Annotated in this window: 37 protein-coding genes and 1 pseudogene; 34 read left to right on the top strand and 4 right to left on the bottom strand. The window is 62.7% G+C overall.

The features are described 5' to 3' along the window. Window positions 1-11: 11 nt before the first annotated feature. Window positions 12-578: a hypothetical protein gene (locus ACP16H_RS18430; protein WP_425073722.1), complete on the bottom strand. Its 567-nt coding sequence runs from the start codon at window positions 576-578 to the stop codon at window positions 12-14. A gap of 361 nt (window positions 579-939) precedes the next feature. On the opposite strand from ACP16H_RS18430, the gene rpsL reads away from it, so the two are divergent. From rpsL to rplP, 16 genes are all read left to right on the top strand, one after another. Further along, a complete protein-coding gene (rpsL, locus tag ACP16H_RS18425; RefSeq protein ID WP_005862801.1) occupies window positions 940-1,311 on the top strand; it encodes a 30S ribosomal protein S12 in 372 nt (123 codons plus the stop codon). 24 nt (window positions 1,312-1,335) lie between these two features. Then, window positions 1,336-1,806, top strand: a complete 471-nt coding sequence (gene rpsG, locus ACP16H_RS18420) for a 30S ribosomal protein S7 (RefSeq protein ID WP_425073721.1) — start codon at window positions 1,336-1,338, stop codon at window positions 1,804-1,806. 178 nt (window positions 1,807-1,984) lie between these two features. Continuing rightward, complete coding sequence (fusA, locus tag ACP16H_RS18415; protein WP_425073720.1) at window positions 1,985-4,102, top strand: elongation factor G; 2,118 nt, start codon at window positions 1,985-1,987, stop codon at window positions 4,100-4,102. A 57-nt stretch (window positions 4,103-4,159) separates the two neighbouring features. Then, entirely contained in the window at window positions 4,160-5,335 is a 1,176-nt protein-coding gene (gene tuf / locus ACP16H_RS18410) for an elongation factor Tu (RefSeq protein WP_425073719.1), read from the top strand. A gap of 363 nt (window positions 5,336-5,698) precedes the next feature. After that, entirely contained in the window at window positions 5,699-6,004 is a 306-nt protein-coding gene (rpsJ, locus tag ACP16H_RS18405; protein ID WP_017467315.1) for a 30S ribosomal protein S10, read from the top strand. A gap of 9 nt (window positions 6,005-6,013) precedes the next feature. Beyond that, complete coding sequence (rplC, locus tag ACP16H_RS18400) at window positions 6,014-6,736, top strand: 50S ribosomal protein L3 (protein WP_425073718.1); 723 nt, start codon at window positions 6,014-6,016, stop codon at window positions 6,734-6,736. Then, entirely contained in the window at window positions 6,733-7,350 is a 618-nt protein-coding gene (gene rplD, locus ACP16H_RS18395) for a 50S ribosomal protein L4 (protein WP_425073717.1), read from the top strand. Before rplC ends, rplD begins: the two co-directional genes overlap by 4 nt. After that, window positions 7,347-7,643, top strand: coding sequence for a 50S ribosomal protein L23 (locus ACP16H_RS18390; protein ID WP_425073716.1), 297 nt, complete (start codon window positions 7,347-7,349; stop codon window positions 7,641-7,643). Before rplD ends, ACP16H_RS18390 begins: the two co-directional genes overlap by 4 nt. 396 nt (window positions 7,644-8,039) lie before the next feature. After that, on the top strand, window positions 8,040-8,264 hold the full coding sequence (locus tag ACP16H_RS18385; protein ID WP_425073715.1) for a type II toxin-antitoxin system ParD family antitoxin: 225 nt from the start codon (window positions 8,040-8,042) through the stop codon (window positions 8,262-8,264). Further along, complete coding sequence (locus tag ACP16H_RS18380) at window positions 8,254-8,568, top strand: type II toxin-antitoxin system RelE/ParE family toxin (protein ID WP_425073714.1); 315 nt, start codon at window positions 8,254-8,256, stop codon at window positions 8,566-8,568. Before ACP16H_RS18385 ends, ACP16H_RS18380 begins: the two co-directional genes overlap by 11 nt. A 127-nt stretch (window positions 8,569-8,695) precedes the next feature. Beyond that, a complete protein-coding gene (locus tag ACP16H_RS18375; protein WP_425073713.1) occupies window positions 8,696-9,190 on the top strand; it encodes a hypothetical protein in 495 nt (164 codons plus the stop codon). A gap of 279 nt (window positions 9,191-9,469) precedes the next feature. Continuing rightward, the gene (gene rplB / locus ACP16H_RS18370; protein WP_425073712.1) at window positions 9,470-10,312 is read left to right on the top strand and encodes a 50S ribosomal protein L2; all 843 of its coding nucleotides are present in this window, start codon (window positions 9,470-9,472) and stop codon (window positions 10,310-10,312) included. A 3-nt stretch (window positions 10,313-10,315) separates the two neighbouring features. Continuing rightward, on the top strand, window positions 10,316-10,594 hold the full coding sequence (gene rpsS / locus ACP16H_RS18365) for a 30S ribosomal protein S19 (RefSeq protein WP_425073711.1): 279 nt from the start codon (window positions 10,316-10,318) through the stop codon (window positions 10,592-10,594). Between the two features lie 3 nt (window positions 10,595-10,597). Next, entirely contained in the window at window positions 10,598-10,978 is a 381-nt protein-coding gene (gene rplV, locus ACP16H_RS18360) for a 50S ribosomal protein L22 (RefSeq protein WP_425073710.1), read from the top strand. Further along, entirely contained in the window at window positions 10,978-11,697 is a 720-nt protein-coding gene (gene rpsC, locus ACP16H_RS18355; RefSeq protein ID WP_425073709.1) for a 30S ribosomal protein S3, read from the top strand. Before rplV ends, rpsC begins: the two co-directional genes overlap by 1 nt. Window positions 11,698-11,699: 2 nt before the next feature. Continuing rightward, window positions 11,700-12,113 carry a 50S ribosomal protein L16 gene (gene rplP / locus ACP16H_RS18350; RefSeq protein WP_425073708.1) on the top strand — a complete coding sequence of 138 codons (414 nt, stop codon included), beginning with the start codon at window positions 11,700-11,702 and terminating at the stop codon, window positions 12,111-12,113. A gap of 89 nt (window positions 12,114-12,202) precedes the next feature. Here rplP and ACP16H_RS18345 read toward each other — a convergent pair whose 3' ends face one another. Both ACP16H_RS18345 and ACP16H_RS18340 read right to left on the bottom strand, forming a co-directional pair. Continuing rightward, a complete protein-coding gene (locus ACP16H_RS18345) occupies window positions 12,203-12,763 on the bottom strand; it encodes a hypothetical protein (RefSeq protein WP_425073707.1) in 561 nt (186 codons plus the stop codon). Between the two features lie 63 nt (window positions 12,764-12,826). Next, entirely contained in the window at window positions 12,827-13,987 is a 1,161-nt protein-coding gene (locus tag ACP16H_RS18340) for a calcium-binding protein (protein ID WP_425073706.1), read from the bottom strand. Between the two features lie 129 nt (window positions 13,988-14,116). Between ACP16H_RS18340 and ACP16H_RS18335 the strand changes: the two genes are divergently transcribed. The 3 genes from ACP16H_RS18335 (at window position 14,117) to ACP16H_RS18325 (ending at window position 15,905) form a co-directional block, all read left to right on the top strand. Then, on the top strand, window positions 14,117-14,740 hold the full coding sequence (locus tag ACP16H_RS18335) for a TIGR02466 family protein (RefSeq protein WP_425073705.1): 624 nt from the start codon (window positions 14,117-14,119) through the stop codon (window positions 14,738-14,740). A 99-nt stretch (window positions 14,741-14,839) separates the two neighbouring features. After that, a complete protein-coding gene (locus ACP16H_RS18330) occupies window positions 14,840-15,367 on the top strand; it encodes a hypothetical protein (RefSeq protein WP_425073704.1) in 528 nt (175 codons plus the stop codon). Between the two features lie 64 nt (window positions 15,368-15,431). Continuing rightward, entirely contained in the window at window positions 15,432-15,905 is a 474-nt protein-coding gene (locus ACP16H_RS18325; protein ID WP_425073703.1) for an acyl-CoA thioesterase, read from the top strand. On the opposite strand, the gene ACP16H_RS18320 is transcribed toward ACP16H_RS18325, so the two are convergent. Next, window positions 15,902-16,153, bottom strand: a complete 252-nt coding sequence (locus ACP16H_RS18320; RefSeq protein WP_425073702.1) for a hypothetical protein — start codon at window positions 16,151-16,153, stop codon at window positions 15,902-15,904. The genes ACP16H_RS18325 and ACP16H_RS18320 overlap by 4 nt on opposite strands. Window positions 16,154-16,567: 414 nt before the next feature. Here ACP16H_RS18320 and rpmC point away from each other — a divergent pair, with 414 nt between their 5' ends. From rpmC to ACP16H_RS18245, 15 genes and pseudogenes are all read left to right on the top strand, one after another. Then, window positions 16,568-16,777: a 50S ribosomal protein L29 gene (gene rpmC / locus ACP16H_RS18315; protein ID WP_425073701.1), complete on the top strand. Its 210-nt coding sequence runs from the start codon at window positions 16,568-16,570 to the stop codon at window positions 16,775-16,777. Window positions 16,778-16,781: 4 nt separating this feature from the next. Beyond that, window positions 16,782-17,003, top strand: a pseudogene (rpsQ, locus tag ACP16H_RS18310) (30S ribosomal protein S17); the annotation flags it as partial. Window positions 17,004-17,183: 180 nt separating this feature from the next. Further along, a complete protein-coding gene (rplN, locus tag ACP16H_RS18305) occupies window positions 17,184-17,552 on the top strand; it encodes a 50S ribosomal protein L14 (protein WP_425073700.1) in 369 nt (122 codons plus the stop codon). Then, the gene (gene rplX / locus ACP16H_RS18300) at window positions 17,552-17,857 is read left to right on the top strand and encodes a 50S ribosomal protein L24 (protein WP_425073699.1); all 306 of its coding nucleotides are present in this window, start codon (window positions 17,552-17,554) and stop codon (window positions 17,855-17,857) included. Before rplN ends, rplX begins: the two co-directional genes overlap by 1 nt. Next, window positions 17,857-18,438: a 50S ribosomal protein L5 gene (gene rplE, locus ACP16H_RS18295; RefSeq protein ID WP_425073698.1), complete on the top strand. Its 582-nt coding sequence runs from the start codon at window positions 17,857-17,859 to the stop codon at window positions 18,436-18,438. Before rplX ends, rplE begins: the two co-directional genes overlap by 1 nt. Window positions 18,439-18,449: 11 nt before the next feature. After that, window positions 18,450-18,755: a 30S ribosomal protein S14 gene (gene rpsN, locus ACP16H_RS18290; protein ID WP_425073697.1), complete on the top strand. Its 306-nt coding sequence runs from the start codon at window positions 18,450-18,452 to the stop codon at window positions 18,753-18,755. 13 nt (window positions 18,756-18,768) lie between these two features. Next, on the top strand, window positions 18,769-19,161 hold the full coding sequence (gene rpsH, locus ACP16H_RS18285; protein ID WP_425073696.1) for a 30S ribosomal protein S8: 393 nt from the start codon (window positions 18,769-18,771) through the stop codon (window positions 19,159-19,161). 12 nt (window positions 19,162-19,173) lie between these two features. Further along, window positions 19,174-19,707, top strand: a complete 534-nt coding sequence (rplF, locus tag ACP16H_RS18280; protein ID WP_425073695.1) for a 50S ribosomal protein L6 — start codon at window positions 19,174-19,176, stop codon at window positions 19,705-19,707. A 12-nt stretch (window positions 19,708-19,719) separates the two neighbouring features. After that, window positions 19,720-20,079: a 50S ribosomal protein L18 gene (rplR, locus tag ACP16H_RS18275; protein ID WP_425073694.1), complete on the top strand. Its 360-nt coding sequence runs from the start codon at window positions 19,720-19,722 to the stop codon at window positions 20,077-20,079. A gap of 171 nt (window positions 20,080-20,250) precedes the next feature. Further along, window positions 20,251-20,820 (top strand): 30S ribosomal protein S5, encoded by a 570-nt coding sequence (gene rpsE / locus ACP16H_RS18270; protein ID WP_425073693.1) that lies wholly within the window; start codon window positions 20,251-20,253, stop codon window positions 20,818-20,820. A gap of 3 nt (window positions 20,821-20,823) precedes the next feature. Next, window positions 20,824-21,012, top strand: a complete 189-nt coding sequence (rpmD, locus tag ACP16H_RS18265) for a 50S ribosomal protein L30 (RefSeq protein WP_425073692.1) — start codon at window positions 20,824-20,826, stop codon at window positions 21,010-21,012. Window positions 21,013-21,145: 133 nt separating this feature from the next. Then, the gene (locus ACP16H_RS18260) at window positions 21,146-21,661 is read left to right on the top strand and encodes a hypothetical protein (protein WP_425073691.1); all 516 of its coding nucleotides are present in this window, start codon (window positions 21,146-21,148) and stop codon (window positions 21,659-21,661) included. A gap of 87 nt (window positions 21,662-21,748) precedes the next feature. Continuing rightward, the gene (locus ACP16H_RS18255) at window positions 21,749-22,540 is read left to right on the top strand and encodes an MBL fold metallo-hydrolase (protein WP_425073690.1); all 792 of its coding nucleotides are present in this window, start codon (window positions 21,749-21,751) and stop codon (window positions 22,538-22,540) included. A 173-nt stretch (window positions 22,541-22,713) separates the two neighbouring features. Beyond that, complete coding sequence (locus ACP16H_RS18250) at window positions 22,714-23,919, top strand: cytochrome P450 (protein WP_425073689.1); 1,206 nt, start codon at window positions 22,714-22,716, stop codon at window positions 23,917-23,919. Then, window positions 23,916-25,058, top strand: a complete 1,143-nt coding sequence (locus ACP16H_RS18245) for a cytochrome P450 (protein WP_425073688.1) — start codon at window positions 23,916-23,918, stop codon at window positions 25,056-25,058. Before ACP16H_RS18250 ends, ACP16H_RS18245 begins: the two co-directional genes overlap by 4 nt. The last annotated feature ends 114 nt before the right edge of the window (window positions 25,059-25,172 follow it).

Raw genomic sequence — 25,172 nt, 5'->3', positions numbered from 1 at the left:
CTGTCCAGCGGTCAGGGAGCGATGGTCCGGGCGAAATCAGCCAACCAGTCCTGGCGTTCCAGGGAAGACACGGGACGGACGGAAACGCCGCCTGCGGATTCGGCGGTGCAGAAGGGCGGGTAGACGCTTAGCAGCTGACCCGGTGCCAAGTGCCCGCCCTCTGCCCAGAGCTTTTGCAGCGGTTGCATTGCCAGGGCGTCAACAGGGTCGGCGGCCACCCTTTTGAAGAAAGCCGTCAACGTCGGGTCCAGCGCCTCGATATCGCCGGTTTCGGCCTGCAAGTGCAGAACCGCGCCATCGGCCAAGAGGAACTGATCGCCAACGCAATCCTGCGCAAAGGGAATCCAGTCGGGCGCGACGGACGGGTAACGCCGATGCAAAGCCCGCGGTCCTTCAAGGGGGGGGCGCAGGGCGTGCCAGGCCGGTGCAACACAGGCGCCCCGGACGTGCAGGCCGCCGCCATACTGGATGAAGCCGTTCACCTGTTGCAGCAGGCCGACCAGTTGGGCGGGCAACTGGTCCAACAGGTCTGGATCGTCTATGGCGGGCCCTGTCCAGGCGATGTGATCCAGTTCCAACTGCCGCTCCCTGTATGGAGCCGACGCAATGCCCGCCGCGCTGTTGACAGCGAGAGCGACTCTGCGTATACGCCCGCTAATCCGTTGCGCCCGGGAGATCTCGGGCGTTTCGTTTTCATGACGAGATTGCGCTCAAGACCGTGGGCGATGCAAGCCCCGGTCCTCTGGAACGCCCCCGCGTAGGCCCTCCGGTAAGGGGTCTGATGCGGACCAAAAGTCGTTTGTGCCTGGGCCTTTCGCCCGGTGGCAGGCGCGCCATCACCGGCAAACCCCCGCCTTTCGAGGCAGGATGGTGCGCCAGACCTGAACCGCCGGACTTACCATTCGGCACGATTGAGAGAAGCACGGGGATAACGTCCACATGCCCACGATCCAGCAGCTGATCCGCAAGCCGCGTCAGCCCAAAGTCAAGCGCTCCAAGTCCCAGCACCTGGAGCAGTGCCCCCAGAAGCGCGGCGTCTGCACGCGCGTCTACACCACCACCCCGAAGAAGCCGAACTCCGCTATGCGGAAAGTTGCGAAGGTCCGCCTGACCAACGGCTACGAGGTGATCTCCTACATTCCCGGTGAAAGCCACAACCTTCAGGAGCACTCTGTGGTTCTGATCCGTGGCGGCCGTGTAAAAGACCTTCCCGGTGTGCGTTACCACATCCTGCGCGGTGTTCTGGATACCCAGGGCGTCAAGGATCGTAAGCAGCGTCGTTCGAAGTACGGCGCGAAGCGTCCCAAGTAAGCACACCCATAAGAGGATACGGATATGTCCCGTCGTCACGCCGCTGAAAAACGCGAAGTTCTGCCCGACGCCAAGTACGGCGACCGCGTTCTGACCAAGTTCATGAACAACCTGATGATCGACGGCAAGAAGTCGGTTGCCGAGCGCATCGTGTACTCGGCTCTCGACCGCGTCGAAGCCAAGGTGAAGCGCGCCCCGGTGGAAATCTTCCACGAGGCCCTGGACAACATCAAACCGTCCGTCGAAGTGCGCTCGCGCCGCGTCGGTGGTGCGACCTACCAGGTTCCGGTCGAAGTTCGCCCGGAGCGCCGCGAAGCGCTGGCCATCCGCTGGCTCATCACCGCATCGCGCAACCGCAACGAAAACACCATGGAAGAGCGTCTGGCCGGTGAGCTGATCGATGCCGTCCAGTCCCGTGGTGCCGCCGTGAAGAAGCGCGAAGACACCCACAAGATGGCCGACGCCAACAAGGCATTCAGCCACTACCGCTGGTAAGACCCCTTCGGGCGGCTGGGACACCCGGCCGCCCAGATGCTTTGATGACGTTTCCATGACGTTGCCATTCGGCGCCATAGCGCCGTTCACGGCGACGAGGGGCGTTGCACTGCTTGAACTTATCCGTAGCGAGGGTTAATCGCCCGCGCAGAGATTATCCCACAAGGATCACAGACCCATGGCACGCGAATATCCCCTCGATCGCTACCGCAACTTCGGGATCATGGCGCACATCGACGCAGGCAAGACCACCTGCTCCGAGCGCATCCTGTACTATACCGGCAAGTCCCACAACATCGGTGAGGTGCACGACGGTGCAGCCACCATGGACTGGATGGAGCAGGAGCAGGAACGCGGCATCACCATTACCTCCGCTGCGACGACCACCTTCTGGGAGCGCACCGAGAACGGGACCGATGCGCAGACCGAGAAGCACCGCTTCAACATCATCGACACCCCCGGACACGTGGACTTCACCATCGAAGTCGAGCGTTCGCTGGCCGTTCTCGACGGTGCCGTTGCCGTTCTGGACGCCAACGCAGGTGTGGAACCGCAGACCGAAACCGTGTGGCGTCAGGCTGACCGCTACAAGGTTCCGCGCATCGTGTTCGTCAACAAGATGGACAAGATCGGCGCAGACTTCTTCAACTGCCACCGCATGATCGAAGACCGCACCGGCGCGCGCGCCGTTCCGGTTGCGATTCCGATCGGTGCCGAGAACGAGCTGGAAGGCCTGCTGGACCTCGTGATCCAGAAGGAATGGCTCTGGAAGGGCGACGACCTCGGCGCGACCTGGGTGCTCGAGGACGTGCGTCCCGAGCTGCAGGACCAGCTGGAAGAGTGGCGCGGCAAGATGATCGAAGCGGCCGTCGAAATGGACGACGACGCGATGGAAGCCTACCTCGAAGGCGAAGAGCCCGACGTGCCGACCCTGCGCAAACTGCTGCGCAAGGGCTGCCTCGATATGGCGTTCGTCCCGATGCTGGGTGGTTCCGCGTTCAAGAACAAGGGCGTGCAGCCCCTGCTGAACGCCGTCATCGACTACCTGCCGTCCCCGTTGGACGTTGTCGACTACATGGGCTTTGCCCCCGATGACGAAACCGAAGAGCGTAACATCGCGCGCCGTGCAGACGACGCCATGCCGTTCTCAGGCCTCGCGTTCAAGATCATGAACGACCCCTTCGTGGGCTCGCTGACCTTCGTGCGCATCTACTCGGGTACGCTCGCCAAGGGCGACAACATGCAGAACTCGACCAAGGGCAAGAAAGAGCGCGTCGGTCGTATGATGATGATGCACTCGAACAACCGCGAAGAGATCGAATGGGCCGGTTCCGGCGACATCATCGCGCTTGGCGGCCTGAAGGACACCACGACCGGTGACACCCTGTGCGACCCGAAGGCGCTCGTGGTTCTCGAAACCATGACCTTCCCGGAGCCGGTGATCGAGATCGCCGTCGAGCCCAAGACCAAGGGCGACCAGGAAAAGATGTCGGCGGGTCTGGCCCGTCTGGCAGCAGAAGACCCCTCCTTCCGCGTGGAGACCGACCTCGAGTCCGGTCAGACCATCATGAAGGGCATGGGCGAACTTCACCTGGACATCCTGGTTGACCGCCTCAAGCGCGAGTTCAAGGTCGAGGCAAACATCGGTGCACCGCAGGTGGCTTACCGCGAGACCATCTCTCACGGGATCGAGCACACCTACACCCACAAGAAGCAGTCGGGTGGTTCGGGTCAGTACGCAGAAGTCAAGCTGGACATCCAGCCGACGGAGCCGGGCGAAGGTTTCTCCTTCGAGTCGAAGATCGTCGGTGGTGCGGTTCCGAAGGAATACATCCCGGGTGTCGAAAAGGGCATCAAGTCGGTCATGGACTCCGGTCCGCTGGCAGGCTTCCCGGTGATCGACTTCAAGGTGTCGCTGATCGACGGCAAGTTCCACGACGTCGACTCCTCGGTTCTGGCCTTCGAAATCGCGGCACGTATGTGCATGCGTGAAGGTCTGAAGAAGGCCGGCGCAAAGCTGCTGGAACCGATGATGAAGGTCGAAGTGGTGACCCCGGAAGAATACACCGGCGGCATCATCGGCGACCTGACCTCGCGTCGTGGTCAGGTTTCGGGTCAGGATTCCCGCGGCAACGCCGTGGCGATCAACGCCTTCGTTCCGCTGGCCAACATGTTCGGCTACATCAACACGCTGCGCTCCATGTCCTCGGGCCGCGCGCAGTTCACCATGCAGTTCGACCACTACGATCCGGTTCCGCAGAACATCTCGGACGAGATCCAGGCGAAGTACGCGTAATTTCAGGAATTTCCGGGGGCGGGTGTCCGCCCCCGGTCTCAAGACAAGGAGGCCATCATGGCAAAAGGTAAGTTTGAACGCAGCAAGCCGCACTGCAACATCGGCACGATCGGTCACGTTGACCACGGCAAGACGACGCTGACGGCTGCAATCACCAAGTACTTCGGCGAATTCAAGGCCTACGACCAGATCGACGGCGCGCCGGAAGAGAAGGCCCGTGGTATCACGATCTCGACCGCGCACGTGGAATACGAGACCGAAGCGCGCCACTACGCGCACGTCGACTGCCCCGGCCACGCCGACTACGTGAAGAACATGATCACCGGTGCGGCGCAGATGGACGGCGCGATCCTGGTGGTGAACGCCGCTGACGGCCCGATGCCGCAGACGCGCGAGCACATCCTGCTGGGCCGCCAGGTGGGTATCCCCGCCATGGTCGTGTTCATGAACAAGGTTGACCAGGTCGACGACGAAGAGCTCCTCGAGCTCGTCGAGATGGAAATCCGCGAACTGCTGTCGACCTACGACTTCCCGGGCGACGACATTCCGATCATCGCAGGCTCGGCTCTGGCCGCAATGGAAGGCCGCGACCCGGAAATCGGCGAGAACAAGATCCGCGAACTGATGGCCGCCGTGGACGAGTACATTCCGCAGCCGCCGCGCGCCACCGACCAGCCGTTCCTGATGCCGATCGAAGACGTGTTCTCGATCTCGGGTCGTGGTACGGTTGTTACGGGGCGTGTCGAGCGTGGCGTGGTGAACGTTGGTGACGAACTGGAAATCGTCGGCATCAAGGACACCACCAAGACGACCTGCACCGGCGTGGAAATGTTCCGCAAGCTGCTGGACCGCGGGGAAGCCGGCGACAACATCGGCGCGCTGCTGCGTGGTATCGACCGTGACGCGGTCGAGCGTGGCCAGGTGCTGTGCAAGCCGGGTTCGGTGAAGCCGCACACCAAGTTCGAGTGCGAGGTCTACATCCTGACCAAGGAAGAAGGCGGCCGTCACACGCCGTTCTTCAAGAACTACCGTCCGCAGTTCTACTTCCGCACGACCGACGTGACCGGCACGGTTGAGCTGCCCGAGGGCACCGAGATGGTGATGCCGGGCGACAACCTGAAGTTCAACGTTGAACTGATCGCACCGATCGCCATGGAAGACGGCCTGCGCTTCGCAATCCGCGAAGGCGGCCGCACCGTCGGCTCGGGCGTCGTGTCCAAGATCCTGGCGTAAGCCGTAGGGTGGGTTTGTAACCCACCTTCGGACCAAAAAACGAAGGGCGCCTCCGACCGGGGGCGCCCTTTTCCATTGGCCGAGCGCCGAGCGGTTTGGTGGCAGGGAGGTCCGGGCTAGGGGGCGTCTTGGGTATTGGCCAGGGCAGAAGATGCGCGGTCGTTAACGGGTTGTGGGCTGCGGCTCCGACTATCCCGCCAATCGCCTAACAAACACTTGCCCCACCGTTCCAAACCGCCTATACGCGCGCAACGGCCAACGTGCCGTGGAGGGCGGGGTGATTCCCCGCCTTTTAGGTTCGACGAGGGTGCGCGGTGGTCGCGTATCCTCCTCTCAACCTCAATGCCAAAATAGGACTGTTCGATGAACCAGAACATCCGTATCCGGCTCAAAGCGTTTGACTATCGCGTGCTGGACGCCTCCACCCAGGAGATCGTCAACACCGCCAAGCGCACCGGAGCCCAGGTCCGCGGGCCGATCCCGCTGCCCAACAAGATCGAGAAATTCACCGTTCTGCGTGGCCCGCACGTGAACAAGAAGTCTCGTGACCAGTTCGAGATCCGTACCCACAAGCGCCTGCTGGACATCGTCGACCCGACCCCGCAGACCGTGGACGCCCTGATGAAGCTCGACCTCGCCGCCGGCGTGGACGTCGAGATCAAGGTATAAGGGGGTCACATGCGTACTGGTGTTATCGCCAAGAAGATCGGCATGACCCGTCTCTTCATGGAAGACGGCAAGCAGATCCCCGTAACCGTGCTGCAGCTCGACACCCTTCAGGTGGTTGCTCAGCGCACTGAGGAAACCAACGGTTACACCGCTGTCCAGCTGGGCTGTGGCGCTGCCAAGGCAAAGCGTACCTCGCAGGCAATGCGTGGCCACTTCGCCAAGGCCGGTGTCGAGCCGAAGCGTAAGGTTGTGGAATTCCGCGTGGCGCCCGAGAACCTGATCGAAGTCGGTGCAGAGATCGTTGCCGGTCACTACCTCGACGGTCAGTTCGTGGACGTCTCCGGCATCACCATCGGTAAAGGCTTTGCCGGCGGCATGAAGCGTCACAACTTCGGCGGTCTGCGTGCCTCGCACGGCGTGTCCATCTCGCACCGTTCGCACGGTTCGACCGGTCAGTGTCAGAACCCCGGCAAGGTGTTCAAGGGCAAGAAGATGGCCGGCCACATGGGTTCCGTGCGTGTCACCACGCAGAACCTGCAGGTCGTGCGCACCGACTCTGATCGTGGTGTCATCATGATCAAGGGCGCCGTCCCGGGTCCGAAGGGCTCGTGGGTGACCGTCAAGGACGCCGTGAAGAAGCCGACCCCGGACAACCTGGTTCTGCCCGCCGCGCTGCGTTCGAACGCGGCTCCGGCTGAAGCGGCAACCGCTGAAGAAGGAACCGAGGCATGAAACTCAATGTAATCAACCTCGATGGCGGTTCCGCTGGCGAAGTCGAGCTGGACGAGGCCCTGTTCGGTCTTGAGCCGCGCGCTGACATCCTGCACCGCGTGGTGCGCTGGCAGCGCAACAAGGCACAGCAGGGCACCCACAAGACCAAGGGTCGCTCGGAAGTGTCTTACTCGACCAAGAAGATCTACCGCCAGAAGGGCACCGGTGGCGCACGCCACGGCTCCCGCAAGGCGCCGATCTTCCGCAAGGGTGGCATCTACAAGGGTCCGGTCGTGCGGTCGCACGCTCATGACCTGCCCAAGAAGGTCCGCGCACTCGGCCTGAAGATGGCTCTGTCCGACAAGGCCCGCAACGGCGCCCTGATCGTGATCGATTCCATCGACGGCGCAGCCAAGACCAAGGCCCTGGCGGCCCAAGTGTCGAAGCTGGGCTGGAAGCGCGCGCTGATCATCGACGGTGCCGAGGTGAACGAGAACTTCGCCAAGGCAGCGCGCAACATCGAAGGTCTGGACGTTCTGCCGACCATCGGTGCCAACGTTTATGACATCCTCAAGCGTGACACCCTGGTGATCACGAAGGCGGGCGTCGAAGCACTGGAGGCACGACTGAAATGACCGCGACTGCAGCTCAGTACGACGTGATCCGCAAGCCGATCATCACCGAAAAGACCACCATGGCGTCCGAGAACGGCGCGGTTGTCTTTGAAGTGGCCATCGACGCAAACAAGCCCGCCATCAAGGCCGCCGTCGAGGCGCTCTTTGGTGTCAAGGTGAAGGCCGTGAACACGACCATCACCAAGGGCAAGGTGAAGCGTTTCCGTGGCAAGATCGGCAAGCGCCGGGACGTGAAGAAGGCCTACGTGATGCTCGAAGAGGGCAACACCATCGACGTGTCGACCGGCCTCTGAAGGTGGGTTGAAAACCCACCCTACGGGTAAACGATCATTAGGCCCTCGCTTAACGCGGGGGCCTTTTTCGTTAGGGAATGCCGGGATTCGGAGGATTAACGGACCGGGGAGACCCTTGCGGCGCAGGAGGTTAAGGCAGCGGGCCCCACGTTCACCTGGCCGCGTTAACCGGAAATTATACCGAGTCCCGGCCGGTTCGGCGGGGGTTTCCGGCCGGTTGGTAATTGGGGTTAACGGGTGTTTTGGGGGATTCGGAGTGTTTTGGACAGGTTTGGCCCGTGGGGCCCCGGGTGAGGGCATGACGTTGGGTGTTGCCGGAACACGGATGTGTGAGGTTGAGGGAATTTCTGAGTTTGGCAAGCTTTGCCATTGGTGGTATCGTCAGGCATGGCCACGATGAATGTATCACTCCCGGACCCGATGAAGGATTGGATAGAGGCCCGTCTGAAGGATGGGCGTTTTGCCAATACGTCGGACTATGTCCGTCACCTGATCCGGCAGGATCAGGATCGCGCGGAGGCTGTGGCGACGCTTCAGGCAGCCATCGACGACGGTCTGGACAGTGGCCCTTCGGAAGTCTTCGACAAGGACGCCTTCCGGGCGCGCATGCGTGGCGGCTGAGCTGTCCGAGGTCCGTCTGACTCCGGCGGCCTTGGGCGATCTGGAAGATATCTGGCGCTACACGGCAGACCTGTGGTCGGAGCATCAGGCCGAGCGTTATGTCGATGGGCTAGCCACCACCTTCGAGACACTGCGCGCCATGCCGGAGATAGCCCGCGAGCGCCCTGAGTTCCGCCCGCCCGTCAGGGTGCATCCAAGCGGCGAGCACGTCGTCGTATATCACGTAAAGGGTGACGCGCTGGAAGTGATCCGGGTCTTGGGCGGTCGCCAGAATTGGCGGGCCGTGTTGGCACGGTTGAGGTGAAAGTTCGGAGGACAGACGTGCTTAACTGAGGCTCGCGACGTGTAGGCCTGGCAGAAAGTTACTTCTACGGCAATTGATGAAATCAAGGCCTCCCCGAAACCATCATTGGGATTTACACGGAGATCACATGCAGGTTCCCACCGAAGAGGATATCGCAGGCTTCATGATGAGAGCCTCAAAGCTGGAGTTCGCGATCGTCCAGCGTGACTGTCAGCGTTTCGCGCGGACGGCACGTGGAGATCCGACGAAAGTTGTTGGCTACGATGTAGAACCGGTCAGCGAGGCGCTGGAAGCGGCGCAGCCGTTTTCGGTTGGCTACGCAAATTCAAAAGTGTTCGGATTCTTGGCCGAGCATTCACCGAGCTGGTTGGTTCGCGTTGAGGGCCAATTAGGTTGGAGTGCACGGCACGATTTCTCCGCCGCGGAACAAAGCTGGCTGCAAACGTTGAAGAACTACGCGCAACTCCGAAACAACGTGGCGCATGGCAATAAGATGTTGCCAGCTGCGGAGACGGGAGATCGCACCGAAGCCTTTCTCGGTGCGGCTCGCAACTTTCAGGATGAGGTCGCCCGACTTTTGGACCTCCAAGGCTGGAATGCCGACATCCAATTCAGTCAATAGAAATTGGCTCAGAAGCTGTTGCGAAGTTCCTATGGACATGACCCTGCGACATTGCTAGAAGCCGCCATCCGCTACGGCCCCGGATTCGTCCGGGGCTTCGCTTTTGCGTGATGCGGAAACGAATCGGGGTGAAAACCCTGCATGACCGGGCACCTTCGGGGGCCTACATCACCGGGCACCTGCGGACCGATCGGTCGAGGGGCCTTTCCCAGAGGTGGGTTGCAAACCCACCCTACATAACCCCCGCAAGGGGGTGCTAGCTTACGGAAGACAGAAAGCATGGCACTCAAGTCGTACAAGCCGACGACGCCGGGCCAGCGCGGGCTGGTGCTGATCGACCGTTCGGAGCTGTACAAAGGACGCCCCGTCAAGGCCCTCACCGAGGGTCTGACGAAGTCGGGCGGCCGGAACAACACCGGACGTATCACCTCCCGCCGTCGTGGCGGTGGCGCAAAGCGTCTCTACCGGATCGTGGACTTCAAGCGGAACAAATTCGATGTCAACGGCATCGTGGTCCGCATCGAATATGACCCGAACCGTACTGCATTCATCGCTCTCGTCCAGTATGACGACGGCGAGCAGGCCTACATCCTCGCACCGCAGCGTCTTGGCATCGGTGACAAGGTCGTGGCCTCCGAAAAGGCCGACATCAAGCCGGGCAACGCAATGCCGTTCTCCGGCATGCCGATCGGCACGATCGTCCACAACATCGAGCTGAAGCCCGGCAAGGGCGGCCAGATCGCACGCGCCGCGGGCACCTACGCCCAGTTCGTTGGCCGCGACGGTGGCTACGCACAGATCCGCCTGTCCTCGGGCGAACTGCGCATGGTCCGCCAGGAGTGCATGGCCACGGTTGGCGCGGTGTCGAACCCCGACAATTCGAACCAGAACTTCGGTAAAGCCGGTCGCATGCGCCACAAGGGCATCCGTCCGTCCGTCCGCGGTGTCGTCATGAACCCGATCGACCACCCCCATGGTGGTGGTGAAGGCCGGACCTCCGGTGGTCGTCACCCGGTGACGCCGTGGGGCAAGCCGACCAAGGGCAAGAAGACCCGCGCACCGAAGAAGGCGTCGTCGAAGCTCATCATCCGCTCGCGTCACGCCAAGAAGAAGGGTCGCTAACATATGGCACGCTCTGTTTGGAAAGGCCCCTTCGTCGACGCTTATGTGTTGAAGAAGGCCGAAAAAGCCAAGGACTCCGGCAAGAACGAGGTCATCAAGATCTGGTCGCGCCGCTCCACCATCCTGCCGCACTTCGTTGGGCTCACCTTTGGTGTGTACAACGGCCAGAAGCACATCCCGGTCAACGTGACCGAGGACATGATCGGCCAGAAGTTCGGTGAATATGCTCCGACCCGGACCTACTACGGTCACGCGGCGGACAAGAAAGCCAAGAGGAAGTAAGCCATGAGCAAGGATAAGAATCCGCGCCGCGTGGCGGACAACGAAGCGATGGCGAAGCTGCGCATGCTGCGTACCTCGCCGCAGAAGCTGAACCTCGTCGCTCAGCTGATCCGTGGCAAGAAGGTGGACAAGGCCCTCACGGACCTGACCTTCTCGAAGAAGCGGATCGCGGTGGACGTGAAGAAGTGCCTTCAGTCCGCAATCGCCAACGCCGAGAACAACCACGGGCTGGACGTTGACGAGCTGATCGTCGCCGAAGCTTATGTGGGCAAGAACCTCATCATGAAGCGTGGCCGTCCCCGTGCCCGCGGCCGTTTCGGCAAGATCATGAAGCCGTTCTCGGAAATCACCATCAAGGTGCGCCAGGTCGAGGAGCAAGCCTAATGGGTAACAAGACCAATCCGATCGGCATGCGCCTGCAGATCAACCGTACCTGGGATTCGCGTTGGTACGCGGACACCAAGGATTACGGCGACCTGCTGCTGGAAGACCTGCGCATCCGTGACTTCATCCACGAAGAGTGCAAGCAGGCCGGTATTGCCCGCGTGATCATCGAGCGTCCCCACAAGAAGTGCCGTGTGACCATTCACACCGCGCGTCCGGGCGTGATCATCGGCAAGAAAGGCGCGGACATCGAGGTTCTTCGCAAGAAGATCGCCCGCATGACCGCTTCTGAACTGCACCTGAACATCGTCGAAGTGCGCAAGCCGGAACTCGACGCACAGCTGGTTGGCGAGTCCATCGCACAGCAGCTGGAGCGCCGCGTTTCCTTCCGCCGCGCGATGAAGCGGGCCGTGCAGAACGCGATGCGCATGGGCGCCCTGGGTATCCGGGTGAACGTTGCGGGTCGTCTGGGTGGTGCGGAAATCGCGCGTACCGAATGGTACCGTGAAGGCCGCGTGCCGCTGCACACGCTGCGCGCCGACATCGATTATGCCCATGTGGAGGCTTCGACCCCCTACGGCATCATCGGCATCAAGACCTGGATCTTCAAGGGCGAGATCATGGAGCATGATCCCCAGGCCCGCGATCGCAAGAGCCAGGAAATTCAGGACGGTCCGGCCCCCCGTGGCGCCGGTGGCCGTCGTGACGACCGGAGGTAACAATGCTTCAGCCGAAACGCACGAAGTTCCGCAAGGCCTTCAAAGGCCGGATCAAGGGTGAAGCGAAGGGCGGTTCCGACCTCAACTTCGGCACCTACGGCCTGAAGGCCACCGAGCCGGAGCGCGTCACCGCACGCCAGATCGAAGCCGCACGTCGTGCCATGACGCGTCACATGAAGCGTCAGGGCCGCGTCTGGATCCGTATCTTCCCGGACACCCCGGTGACCGCGAAGCCCATCGAAGTTCGTATGGGTAAAGGTAAGGGTTCCGTGGACCGTTGGGTCTGCAAGGTGAAGCCCGGTCGCGTGATGTTCGAGATCGACGGCGTCGGTGAGGACATCGCCCGCGAGGCGCTGCGCCTGGCCGCGATGAAGCTGCCGATCAAGACCCGCGTCGTGGTCCGCGAAGACTGGTAAGCCGGTCGGTGGGTTTCAAACCCACCCTACGGAAATCGAAAGCCCCCGGTGCAGAGATGCGCCGGGGGCTTTTCTTTGGTGGGTCGGGGTCAGGCGAGCCTCGACAGCAGGTCGCGGGTGTCCCGGTGGCCGCGCAGGGTCAGCAGGGGGACGGTCGGCCCGTGGGTCGCCAGGGCCGCGGTGATCCGGGGGCTTTCGCGTTGCTCGAACTGCCAGATGTAGGAGAGGAAGGCGCGGTCGGGCAGATGTTCGGCGCACCCTTCGGCCATATCCGGGCGCGTCTGCCCGTGGTGGCGCGCGACGCGACGGACGAGGTTCCACAGGGCGGTGTGGCGCGTCGGGCGCATCCAGATCACCAGATCGGTGCGCGGCAGGCGCAGGTCCAGCGAGGACACCGAGGTGCCGTCGATGATCCAGCGGTCCGTGGCGACAAGGGCCGACAGGCGCGTCCGCTGTTCGGCCTTTGGGCGGACCTGCCAGCCGGGCAGCCAACGGATGTCGCGATCCATGGGGATATGCGGGAGGTCCAGCCGGGCGGACAGAGCAGCGGACAGGGTGGATTTGCCTCCGCCGGAGGTGCCGATGACGCAGATGCGCCGTACCTGTGGCAACAGGGCGGCGGCCTCTGGGAGTGTCAGGTCTTTGGGCACGGCAGGCCACGAACAAGGGGTCCTCTGCCGAAACTGTAGGGCGCTGGGACCGCGCCCTCAAGATCAGGCGGCGGCCTCGGGGAGGGGGACGAACTCCAACACGCCGGGATCGGTGCCGATCAACTGAATGTCGGTCGCGCTCAGGCCCGAGGCCCCGTTCAGGGTAAAGACCACCTCGCGCGTGAGCACCCCCGGTGTGGTCGAGCTGTAGGTCAGCGTCACTTGGGTCGAAATGGCGTCGGCCTGCGCGACCTCTTCGAGGTCGATGGAGGACAGCGCGATGCCGCCTGCTGCGGGCGCGCCGTCGATGACCAGCAGGTCCTCGCCCGGGGTGAAGTCGGTGATCTCGCCGGTGTCGACGCGCAGCGCGCCCTCGGGCGTGACAGAGACGTTTTCACCCAGCCAGAACGACGTATCCTGCACGCCCTCGTTCACAGCCACCTGAAAGACATCGACGCCCGCGCCGCCGGTGACGCTGAAACCGACCTCGCCGGCTGCAACGGGCAGGTCCGTGGCGTCGATATCGAAGAAGTCGATCCCCGCACCGCCGCTGACCGAGGTGACCGCCGTCCCCCCCGAATAGGCGTGCAGGACGTCATTGCCTGCGCCGCCGTCCACGGTGCCCCCGTTGATGCGCGCGTCGATGATGTCCGCCCCGTCGCCGCCCAGAACCGTGGTGGCGGATTCCCCGAAGCTGTCGATCTCGACCCGGTCATTGCCCACGCCCGCGTCGATCAGCGAATTGTCATGTGTGCCAGTGATCGTGTCGTTGCCGTAGTTTCCGGAAACAGTCGAATTGAAGGTAGCTGCGTCGATACGGTCGTTGCCAAAGCCACCGTCGATGGTCGACCCGACCAGTTGCTGGTTGAGGAACTCGGCATCGCTGGCGACGGCGTCCTCTTCATAAAGGTCGATGCGGTCGTTGCCTTCCAGCGCGTCCACGCTGATCGGATCGCCCGCCGGGCCGTCCATTTCGATGGTATCGTTGCCCTCGGTGCCGGTGAGGGTGCCGCCGGCGGCAATGGTCAGGATGTCATTGTCGGTATTGCCGCTGTCGGTGACGCCGCCGGTCAGGCTTTCATCCACGCTGCCGATGTCGGTGGGATCGCTGCTGTCCCCGCCCGACCCGTCGCCGTAATCCTCGTTCGTGGTGTAGTCGATCTGGTTGAGGGCAATGGCGAACAGGCCTGCGGTCATCAGGCCGAGGATGATGAGGGGGGACATGACATTGCTCCTGGCGACTCACTGTTGCGGAGTGTTGTGGGGCAAACCCGTCAATTTTCCCTGAATCGGCGAGGTTTCCCGATGCGAAACGGTCTCGCCTCCGGTTGCGGGATGGCGTATGAGGCGGGCATGGCACAGATCAGAAACCTCTTCGCGACGCCGCTTTATCATGCCCGACTGGCCGATCATGGCCAGGTGGATGCAGAGGAGTTGGAGGCGTCCTGTTTTTCCATCGCCGAGGATGACGAGGCGGGGCAGGAATGGTGTGAAACCCAAGGGTATCCGGGGTACACGTCCTATGCGTCGCTGACGGATCTGCCGTGGCGCTTCCCGATCTTCGCGGACCTGGTGAAGGTGATAGACCAGCATGTGAAGGCGTTTGTCGCCGAGCTGGATTTCGATCTGGGCGACAAGGAGATCGTGCTGGAGGACATCTGGATCAACATCCTGCCGCCGGGCGGGACGCATTCCAGCCACATCCACCCGCACTCGGTGATTTCGGGTACGACCTACGTGGCCATGCCCGAAGGCGCGTCGGCGCTGAAGCTGGAGGACCCGCGGTTGCAGATGATGATGGCGGCCCCGGCGCGGCGCAAGGATGCGCGCGAGGAGCTGCGGCCGTTCATCTACGTGCAGCCCGAGGTGGGCGATATCCTGCTGTGGGAAAGCTGGCTGCGTCACGAGGTGCCGCTGAACATGGCGGACGAGGACGAGCGGGTTTCGGTGTCGTTCAACTACAAATGGGGCGACTGAGCCGCATTCGGTTCGAATTGGCCGGGTTCGTTCGGCAATCTTAGACATGTCTTTACTCCTGTCGCGCAGGCTTTTGCCGGGGCAAGAAGGGGTAGAGACATGCAGGCATCGTCCGCAACACAGCAACCGGTCCACCGGCATCATCATGACCATGAGGTGCGTGGACGATCGGACGAGTCCGTGGGGCATCGGGCGAAGGTCGAACGCCAGGAGGGCGAACGGCAGGGCGATGCGGCATCGCGGATCGCCCGCGGTCGGGAGTACGGGGGTGACAGTTACTCCGCCGTGGTCTCGGCGGTCTTTGTCAGCTTTACCATGACATTTGCGGCGGTTTCGGTGACGGGGCGCGCGAGTGATGCGGCGGAACCGGCGGCGGCTTGGGCTGCCGAGGCCACGGAGGTTTCCGAGAACGACAGGGATGCCGATGACGTTGTGGTGGCTGCGCCAGCGTCAGGGGATGTGGCGATGGCACCCTCCGCCGAGGAGGCCACGGAGGTTGCCGAGAGTGATGGCGACGCGGATGATGTGGGCGCAGCGGCGCAGGGATACCAGGGTGCGGCGATGTTCGTTTCGGCGCAGATGACCTATACTTCGGCAAGCATCGCTTTGGCGCTGTTGCAGAAGTAAGGGACGCTTTTGCGGGAGGCGTGAATGGGTTACCCCGATCCGAAGGTAACGGATGGGGCAGGGCATGGACTCGCGGAAACTGGAAATGACGGTGCTGATGACACCGGATATGGCGAACTTCAGTGGTAAGGTCCACGGCGGCGCCTTGCTGAACCTTCTCGACCGGGTGGCCTTCAGTTGCGCCTCGCGGTTCTCTGGGCGTTATGCGGTGACCTTGTCGGTGGATCAGGTGGTGTTCCGCGAGCCGATCAATGTGGGGGAGTTGGTGACCTTTCGTGCGGCGGTGAACTACGCCGGGCGCACGTCGATGGAGATCGGCATAAGGGTGGAGGCGGAGGACATCCGGTCCGGCAAGGTGCGGCATACGAACTCGTGTTACTTCACCATGGTCGCCGTGGATGATGCCGGGAAATCCACCGAGGTGCCGGAGTTGAAGGTGTTGAGCGAGGTGGAGGCCAAGCGGCAGCGCGCGGCGCAGATCCGCAAGAAGCTGCGCAAGCAGTTCGAGGAAGAACTGGCGAAGGCAGCGGAAGGTTAACCGCGCGGGATCGGCGTGATGGGACGGACCGTGGCGGAGAGGCAGCCGTCGGCCACCTTGCGCCAGGTCAGGACATTCTGCGACATGGCGCAGCGTGCGGTAAAGGATGTGTCCCCGACCGTGAGGCAGGCGAGTTGGCCAAGCGGCACCTTTGCCCCGTTGCGGTTGATGCAGGCGCAATCGGCAGGGGCCTCGTCCGCGAAGGCGAGGCCGGGCAGGCTCAGGACAAGAGCGATGACGTAGCGCATGGCCGGAGCATAGCACGGTTTTCGCGTTTTTCGGAGTCTTGTTCGCGCGTGCGTCGTGCCTTTGGACGCCGGGCCGGGAAGCGTGGATCCCGAAGGCCGTGCGACTGTCGTATGGCAAGTGCGGACACAGCACGCGGCGTAGGGCTGAGCGTGGCCACCGGCCCGGCGTGTCCTTGACGGTATTCCCGGGAATGGGCAGAACGCCCCGCGCCGGAGGGCGTCTTTTCCCGGGAGCAGGCCGGAAAGCGCGCAGGGGCAAATGTCCCGCAAACCATGCCACGCAAGGCCCTTGCCATGTTGGGGATTCGCGCGTATAGGGGCCGCTCATCCACGGACTCCACTGGAATCAGGGTGACCTTGCAGCCAAGGCAGGCAGGGGCCCTCCAGTGATGTTGATTGAAAAGGAGAGCGCATATGAGCGCCGCAGAACTCCGTGACAAGACCCCGGACCAGCTCCGGGATCAGCTTGTCCAACTGAAGAAAGAAGCGTTCAACCTGCGCTTCCAGATGGCAACCGGCGAAGTCGCAAACCCCGCCCGCATCCGTCAGGTGCGCCGCGAAGTTGCACGCGTCAACACCATCCTGAACGAAAAGGCCCGCGCGGCCGCATCTGTGGAGGCGTAAGACAATGCCCAAGCGTATCCTGCAAGGCGTCATCACCTCCACCGCGAACAAGCAGACCGTGACCGTCCAGGTCGTGCGTCGCTTCAAGCACCCGGTTCTTCAGAAGACGATCAAGAAGTCCAAGAAGTACCGCGCTCATGACGAGCACGAGCAGTTCAACGTCGGCCAGACCGTCATGATCCGCGAATGCGCGCCGAAGTCCAAGACCAAGCGCTGGGAAGTCATGACCGAGACCATGCTGGAAGAGCACAACGCAGCCCGCGCCGCGGCCGCTGCCGAAGCTCAGAAGCAGGAAGCTGCCGCCCACTAAGGGCAGGTTCGGGGCCGTATTCGCGGCCCCGAGATTATTCGAAACCCCCGGATCAATGTTCTCTGCAGAGCGGTCCGGGACGTCGGGAGACTAGACATGATCCAGATGCAGACCAATCTGGATGTCGCTGACAACTCCGGTGCTCGGAGAGTTCAGTGCATCAAGGTTCTGGGCGGTTCGCACCGCCGTTATGCCTCTGTCGGCGACATCATCGTGGTGTCGGTGAAGGAGGCGATTCCGCGTGGTCGCGTGAAAAAGGGTGACGTCCGCAAGGCCGTCGTCGTGCGCACCGCAAAGGAAGTCCGTCGTGAAGACGGCACCGCAATCCGTTTCGACCGCAACGCCGCCGTGATCCTGAACAACTCGGGTGAGCCGGTCGGTACGCGTATCTTCGGCCCGGTCGTGCGTGAACTGCGCGCCAAGGGCATGATGAAGATCGTGTCGCTTGCTCCGGAGGTGCTGTAATGGCTGCCAAGCTGAAAAAAGGTGACAAGGTCATCGTCCTGACCGGCAAGGACAAGGGCAAGACCGGCGAGATCGTTTCCGTTGACCCGAAGGCCGGCAAGGCCGTCGTGGACGGCGTGAACATCGCCATCCGTCACACCCGCCAGTCGCAGACCTCGCAGGGCGGCCGTCTGCCCAAGGCGCTGCCGATCGACCTGTCGAACTTGGCCATCGTCGATGCAAACGGCAAGGCGACCCGTGTTGGCTTCCGCATGGAAGGCGACAAGAAGGTCCGGTTTGCCAAGACCACGGGAGACGTGATCTGATGCTGGATACCGCGAACTACACCCCGCGCCTGAAGTCTCAGTACCGTGAGACCATCCGGGCCGCGATGAAAGAGCAGTTCGGTTACAAGAACGACATGCAGATCCCGCGTCTGGAAAAGATCGTTCTGAACATCGGCTGCGGCACCGAGGCCGTGCGCGATTCCAAGAAGGCGAAGAACGCCGTCGAGGAACTGTCGAAGATCGCCGGCCAGCAGGCCGTCGGCACCGTGGCAAAGAAGTCGAACGCGGCGTTCCGCCTGCGTGAGGGCATGATTATCGGCGCGAAGGTCACCCTTCGTGACGTGCGCATGTACGAATTCCTTGACCGCCTGGTCACCATCGCGATGCCGCGTATCCGTGACTTCCGTGGTGTGAAGGCCTCTTTCGATGGCCGCGGCAACTTTGCCATGGGCCTGAAGGAACACATCGTGTTCCCGGAGATCGAGTTCGACAAGGTGGACGAAGTGTGGGGGATGGACATCATCATCACCACCAACGCCAAGGAATTCGGCGAGCACACCGCGGACGCGCAGGCGAAAGCCCTGCTGGCTGCATTCAACATGCCCTTCACCAAGGCGTAAGGAGAGAGAACATGGCGAAAAAATCCATGGTCGAGCGCGAAAAGAAGCGCCAGCGCCTGGTGGCAAAGTATGCAGCCAAGCGCGCCGAACTGAAAGAAATCGCAGTCGACGAGTCGAAGTCGATGGAAGAGCGCTTCAAGGCACGCCTGAAACTGGCCGCCCTGCCGCGCAACTCCGCACCGTCGCGTCTGCACAACCGCTGCCAGCTGACTGGTCGTCCCCACGCGTATTACCGCAAGCTCCGCATTTCGCGGATCATGCTGCGCGAGCTGGGCTCGAACGGCAAGCTGCCCGGCGTCGTGAAATCCAGCTGGTAAGGGAGGGTATAAGATGAACGATCCTATCGGCGATATGCTCACCCGTATCCGCAACGCTCAGATGCGCGGCAAGTCGACCACCTCGACCCCGGCGTCCAAGCTGCGCGGCTGGGTCCTCGACGTGCTCGCGGACGAAGGCTACATCCGTGGCTACGAAAGCACCACGGACGTGAACGGCCACCCGGCCTTCGAGATCAGCCTGAAGTACTTCGACGGCACTCCTGTCATTCGCGAAGTGAAGCGGGTCTCCAAGCCCGGTCGCCGCGTCTACATGAGCGTCAATGACATCCCGCAGGTCCGTCAGGGTCTGGGTGTGTCGATTGTCTCCACCTCCAAGGGGGTGATGTCGGATGCAAACGCACGCGCGGCCAATGTTGGCGGCGAAGTGCTCTGCACCGTGTTCTAAGGAGGCCTGAATATGTCTCGTATTGGTAAGAAGCCGGTCGAGCTGCCCTCGGGCGTCTCTGCATCGGTGTCCGGCCAGACCATCGAAGTGAAGGGTCCGAAAGGGACCCAGAGCTTTACCGCCACTGACGACGTGACCATCACCGTCGAGGAAAACGCTGTGTCGGTCATGCCGCGCGGCAACTCGAAGCGTGCACGCCAGCAGTGGGGGATGTCCCGCACCGTCGTCGCCAACCTGGTGCATGGCGTGCAGAACACCTTCAAGAAAGAGCTGGAAATCCAGGGTGTCGGTTATCGTGCCGCGCTTGCAGGGAACACCCTCAAGCTGAACCTGGGTTACTCGCACGACGTGGATTTCGCGATCCCCGCAGGCATCACCGTCACGCTGCCGAAGCCGACCGAGATCATCATCGAAGGTCACGACGTGCAGCAGGTGGGCCAGGTCGCCGCGAACATCCGCGACTGGCGCCGCCCGGAGCCGTACAAGGGGAAGGGTATTCGCTACAAGGGCGAGTACATCTTCCAGAAGGAAGGCAAGAAGAAGTAAGGACGACAGGATATGGCAAACAACAAACGCACGTTGTTCCTCAAGCGCCGTATGCGCGTCCGGAACAAGCTCCGCAAGGTCAACGCAGGTCGCGTTCGCCTTTCGGTTCACCGCTCCAACAAGAACATCTCGGTTCAGCTCATCGACGACGTCGCCGGCCGCACGCTGGCAGCCGCGTCCTCGATGGAGCCGGCACTGGGTATCGTCGGCAAGAACAACATCGAAGCAGCGACCAAGGTCGGCGCAGCGATTGCCGAGCGTGCCAAGGCAGCAGGCATCACCGAGGCGTATTTTGACCGCGGTGGCTTCCTCTTCCACGGCAAGGTGAAGGCCCTCGCCGACGCCGCGCGTGAAGGCGGTCTGAAGATCTAAGGGCGCGGCGGGTTGCAAACCCGCCCTACCCAAGATACCGGCGGGGTGCGCTTCGGCGCACCTTCGCTTTTGCAGGCATAGCTGCCTCGATGATCCGGGCTTTCGTCCTTTTGGACGTGCACCAGGATTGGACCAACGGGTCTCTTGGACCCACAATTGAAGGAATGCCTCATGGCAGAACGTGAAAACCGCCGCGGCAACCGCCGCGACCGCGAAGAGCAGGCGCCCGAGTTCGCCGATCGTCTCGTCGCGATCAACCGTGTGTCCAAGACCGTGAAGGGCGGTAAGCGCTTTGGCTTTGCCGCGCTCGTCGTCGTTGGCGATCAGAAGGGCCGCGTTGGTTTCGGCAAGGGCAAGGCGAAGGAGGTCCCCGAGGCCATCCGCAAGGCCACCGAGCAGGCAAAGCGCAAGATGATGCGCGTGCCGCTGAAGGAAGGCCGCACCCTGCACCACGACATCGAAGGTCGTCACGGCGCAGGCCGCGTTGTGATGCGCACCGCGCCGCAGGGTACCGGTATCATCGCCGGTGGTCCGATGCGCGCAGTGTTCGAGATGCTGGGCGTGCACGACGTGGTCGCCAAGTCGACCGGCTCGCAGAACCCCTACAACATGATCCGCGCCACTCTGGAAGGCTTGGGCAAGGAGACTTCTCCGCGTCAGGTGGCCCAGCGTCGTGGCAAGAAGGTCGCAGACATCCTGCCGAAGCGCGAAGGCGCTGACGCAGTCTCCGAGGAGGCGTAATCCATGGCCAAGACCATCGTTGTGAAGCAGGTCGGTTCGCCGATCCGTCGCCCCAAGATCCAGCGTCAGACGCTGATCGGCCTGGGCCTGAACAAGATGCACCGCGAGCGTGAGCTGGAGGATACTCCCTCGGTCCGCGGCATGGTTCGTTCGATCCCGCACCTTGTGAAGATCATCGAAGAGCGCGGCTAAGCGCCTCTGACGGTTGACGAAACAACTAAACGCCGTCCCGGACCGGGGCGGCGTTCTGCGTTGCGGAACTGGATTTTTCGGCCTGTTTTTGCTATCACGCGCACGTCCCTGAGTTTGCCGAAGGGAGTCGGTGATGTGGTACCTGGTGGATGACCGGAATATCCTGCGCGCCGTCTCGGAACGATGGGACAACGCCGCGCGGGCGTGTGGCGCACCGGGATTGATCTCGCGCGCGGTGTTGAACCTGTCCGTCATGGATTTCATTGCCGGACTCGACACGCAATCCTTCATGAACAGTTCCTTTTACACGGCCCGCGTGGAGGGGCGACTGCTGTCCTGGCCTTACCGGTGCGACTCGCCGACCGAATGGCGCTGCTTCGTCATGGATATCGCTCCGGTCGGCAACGGGGCTTTGCGGGTCACGCATTCCCAGATGGTTCGCAAGCCGCATTTGCCCGTGCCGGAGGCCGCCCCTGATGCGGTGGTCTGTTCCCAATGTCTCGATGTGGAGCAGGGGGGCGGTTGGCACCCGCATCGCATTCCGAGAGGTGGGTATGCCAGGGGGCAGCGGTACTCGGTCTGCCCCGCCTGTCGTCAAAGGGCGCTGCGCGTCCTTCACGGCGAGAGCCCGCCTGCGAGCGTGGCCTGAGACGGTCAGCCGGTCACGAATTCGTCACCTTGCCAAAACCCGGCGCCGGATTACCCTTGGGTCACCGATATTCCAGGGAGCGCAACCATGACGATCAATCGCCGGACTTTCCTGCACACTGCCGCAGCAGTGGGCACCGTGACCTTCATTCCATTCGCCGCCCGCGCCGAGGCGCATATGGGCGACGCTTTCGAGACCGACCTCGGGCCGGTGACGATCCACCCGGTGCATCATGCCTCCATCGTGATCGAAAGCCCGGTCGGTGTGATCTACGTCGACCCGGTGGGCGATGCGGCGGAGTACGAGGGACTGCCTGCGCCGGACCTGATCCTCATCACGCACGAGCACGGCGATCACTACAACGCCGAGACGCTGTCGGCGCTGAAGCCCACGGACAAGCCGGTGGCGATCTACACCAACCCGGCGGTCTTCGACATGCTGAACGAGGACCTGAAGCCCTCGGCGGAGGCCATGGCGAACGGCGACAGCAAGGCTTTCGGCGATCTGACCATCGACGCGATTCCGGCGCATAACACCACCGAGGACCGGATGAACTTCCACCCCGAGGGGCGCGACAACGGGTATGTCCTGTCGATGGAGGGCTTCCGCCTGTACGTGTCCGGTGACACCGAGCCGACCCCGGAGATGGAAGCGCTGGAGGGCATCGACGTGGCCTTCCTGTGCATGAACCTGCCGTTCACCATGACCACAGAGCAGGCCGCCGAGGCGACCAAGGCTTTCCAGCCCAAGGTCGTGTACCCCTATCACTTCCGTGGGCGCGACGGCGGCACGCAGGATCCGGCCGCCTACGCCGAGATGGTCGGCGACGTGTCCGAGGTCAAGATCGCCGATTGGTACAAGCCCGGCGAATTGGGGTGACCCCGAAGTCTTGAAAAGACTTCGGTCCGGAAACTTTAGAAGTTTCCAGTTGCGCGCGGATCGGGCTGCCTTGCGAGGCGGCCCTTTTCATTGCATTTGGCCCGACCGCCCGGTCGGAAATGTGTTGCGGGTCGCGCAGGGCTGACGCACCATGTCGGCGGGAGGACACCGCCATGCCACTGGACGTTTCGACGTTCGATCTGAACCGCATCGACGCGCGGTTCATCGAAAACCCGCATCCGCTGTTGCACCAACTGCGCGCAGAGCGACCGATCTTTCGCAATGCGGACGGGTCGGTCTATCTGACGCGGCATGACGACTGCCTGAAGGTTTACCAGTCGCGGGACATGCTGTCGGACAAGACCGAGGCCTTTGGCGAGAAATTCGGCCAGTGTCCGCTGCACAAGCATCACACGACCTCGCTGATCTTCAACGATCCGCCCTATCATACGGTGGTGCGCAAGCTGATCTCGGGCGCGTTCACGCCCCGAAAACTGGCGGAGTTCGAGCCGTTGATCGAGGGGATCGTAGACCGCTTGCTGGACCGGGTGGAGGATTTGGGCACGCTGGACCTGATCGACGATTTCGCCAAGGTGCTGCCGACGGAGATCATCTCTTTCATGCTGGGCATTCCCGAAGAGTATCGCGCGCGGCTGCGGGGCTATTCCCTGGCGATCCTCGGCGCGCTGGACCCGGTGGTGCCGGAGGATCGGATTGCCGAAGGCAACCGCGCGGTGGAGGAGTTCGGCGAGATCCTCGGGGATTTGATCGACCATCGCCGCGCCAATCCCGGCGGCGCGATGCAGGGCGAGGTGCTGGAATCGCTCATTTTCGGCGAGCATCAGGGGCGGCGGCTGACGCAGGACGAACTGATCCAGAACTGCATCTTCCTGTTGAACGCGGGCCATGAGACGACGACCAGTCTGGTCGGGAATGCGGTCGGCCTGTTCCTCGACCATCCGGACCAGCACCGACGCCTTCTGGACGACCCTAGCCTGATCGACACGGCGGTCGAGGAGGTGCTGCGCTTTGACAGCCCCTTGCAGATCGGCAACCGGCTGGCGGGGGAGGACATCGTCTTGCACGACGGGGTGTTGCCGAAGGGGACCTATATCCACACCTCGATTGCGGCGGCAAACCGCGATCCGGCGGTGTTCGAGAACCCGGATATGTTTGATATTGCTCGGAAACCGAACCGGCATATCGCCTTTATCACCGGTATTCACGTCTGCCTGGGCGCGACGCTCGCACGGGTCGAGGGGCGGATCGCCATCGGTCGCCTCGTCCGGCGCTTTCCGAAAATCGCGGCGAACGGCACCCGTCAGCGCGTCCCGCTGGCGCGCTTTCGCGGCTGGGGAACGCTGCCGGTGACGGTATGAGCAACGCGCCCCGTGTCTCACTGGATGTGGCCGCGCTGGTGGCTGACCCCTATCCCCAGCTGATGCGGTTGCAGGCCGAGACACCGATTGCCTTCGTGCCAGAGCTGAATGCCACGCTGATCTGTCGCCGCGACACGATCTTTGCGCAGGAAAAGCGGATCGAGGTGTTTTCGTCCCGTCAGCCGGGCGGCCTGATGACGCGGCTCATGGGCGAGAACATGATGCGCAAGGGCGGGGCGGACCATCAGGCAGAGCGCAAGGCCTGCTTTCCGGCGTTTTCGCCGCGCACGGTGCAACAGCGCTGGAAGGCGCAATTCGAAACCGCCTGTTCCGAGGCGCTGGCGGATCTGGCGCCCGGCGCCGATCTGGTGTGCGACTACGCGATGCGCGTGTCCGGCGAAGCGCTGCGGGCCATCACCGGGCTGCACGATCTGGCTTGGCAGGAGATGGACGCGGTCAGCCAGGGCATGATGGACGGGATCGCCAATTACACCGGCGACCCGGCGGTGGAGGCGCGCTGCCACGCTGCCACCGCCCGGATCGACGCGGCGATCGATGCCGCGTGGAGCGACCCGCCCGAGGCGTCTTTGCTGGCCGTCCAGCTGGCGGCGGGTCTGCCCGAGGCGACGGTGCGTGCAAACATCAAGCTGGCCATTTCAGGCGGGCAGAACGAACCCCGCGACGTCATCGCAGGCTGTGCCGCGACGCTGCTGCAACGCCCAGACCAACTGGCACTGGTGCGGAAAGGGCAAGCCTCATGGCAGGATGTGTTCAACGAATACGCCCGCTGGATGGCGCCCATCGGCATGTCCCCGCGCGAAGTGGCCGTCGAGGATACAGTGGACGGCGTGACCTTCCACAAGGGCGACCGGGTGTTCCTGATGTTCGGGATCGGCAACCGCGACCCGGAAATATTTGACCACCCGGATCAGTTCGACCTGACGCGGGACACAGGCAAGAGCATCTCCTTTGGCGCGGGACCGCATTTCTGCGCCGGGGCAGCGGCCTCCAAATGCCTCGTGTCCGAAGTCGCGCTGCCGATGCTGTTCGAAACCTTCCCGGACATGCGCCTGTCTGACGAGGTCATCTTTTCCGGCTGGGCCTTCCGTGGCCCGAAATCCGTGACGGTGACTTGGTAAGCCACCTTTCACCTTCATCTTGACGAAAATACCGCGATGGGGGTTCGGGGGAAGCAGCGCTTCCCCCGGTCAGCGCGGGCGCAGCCCGCGCGGGTCGCTTGCCGTCAGGCAAGC

Origin of the sequence: Sagittula sp. S175, assembly GCF_049800975.1 — a bacterium.
Classification (GTDB): domain Bacteria; phylum Pseudomonadota; class Alphaproteobacteria; order Rhodobacterales; family Rhodobacteraceae; genus Sagittula.
This window is presented reverse-complemented; position numbering and strand designations above follow the sequence as displayed.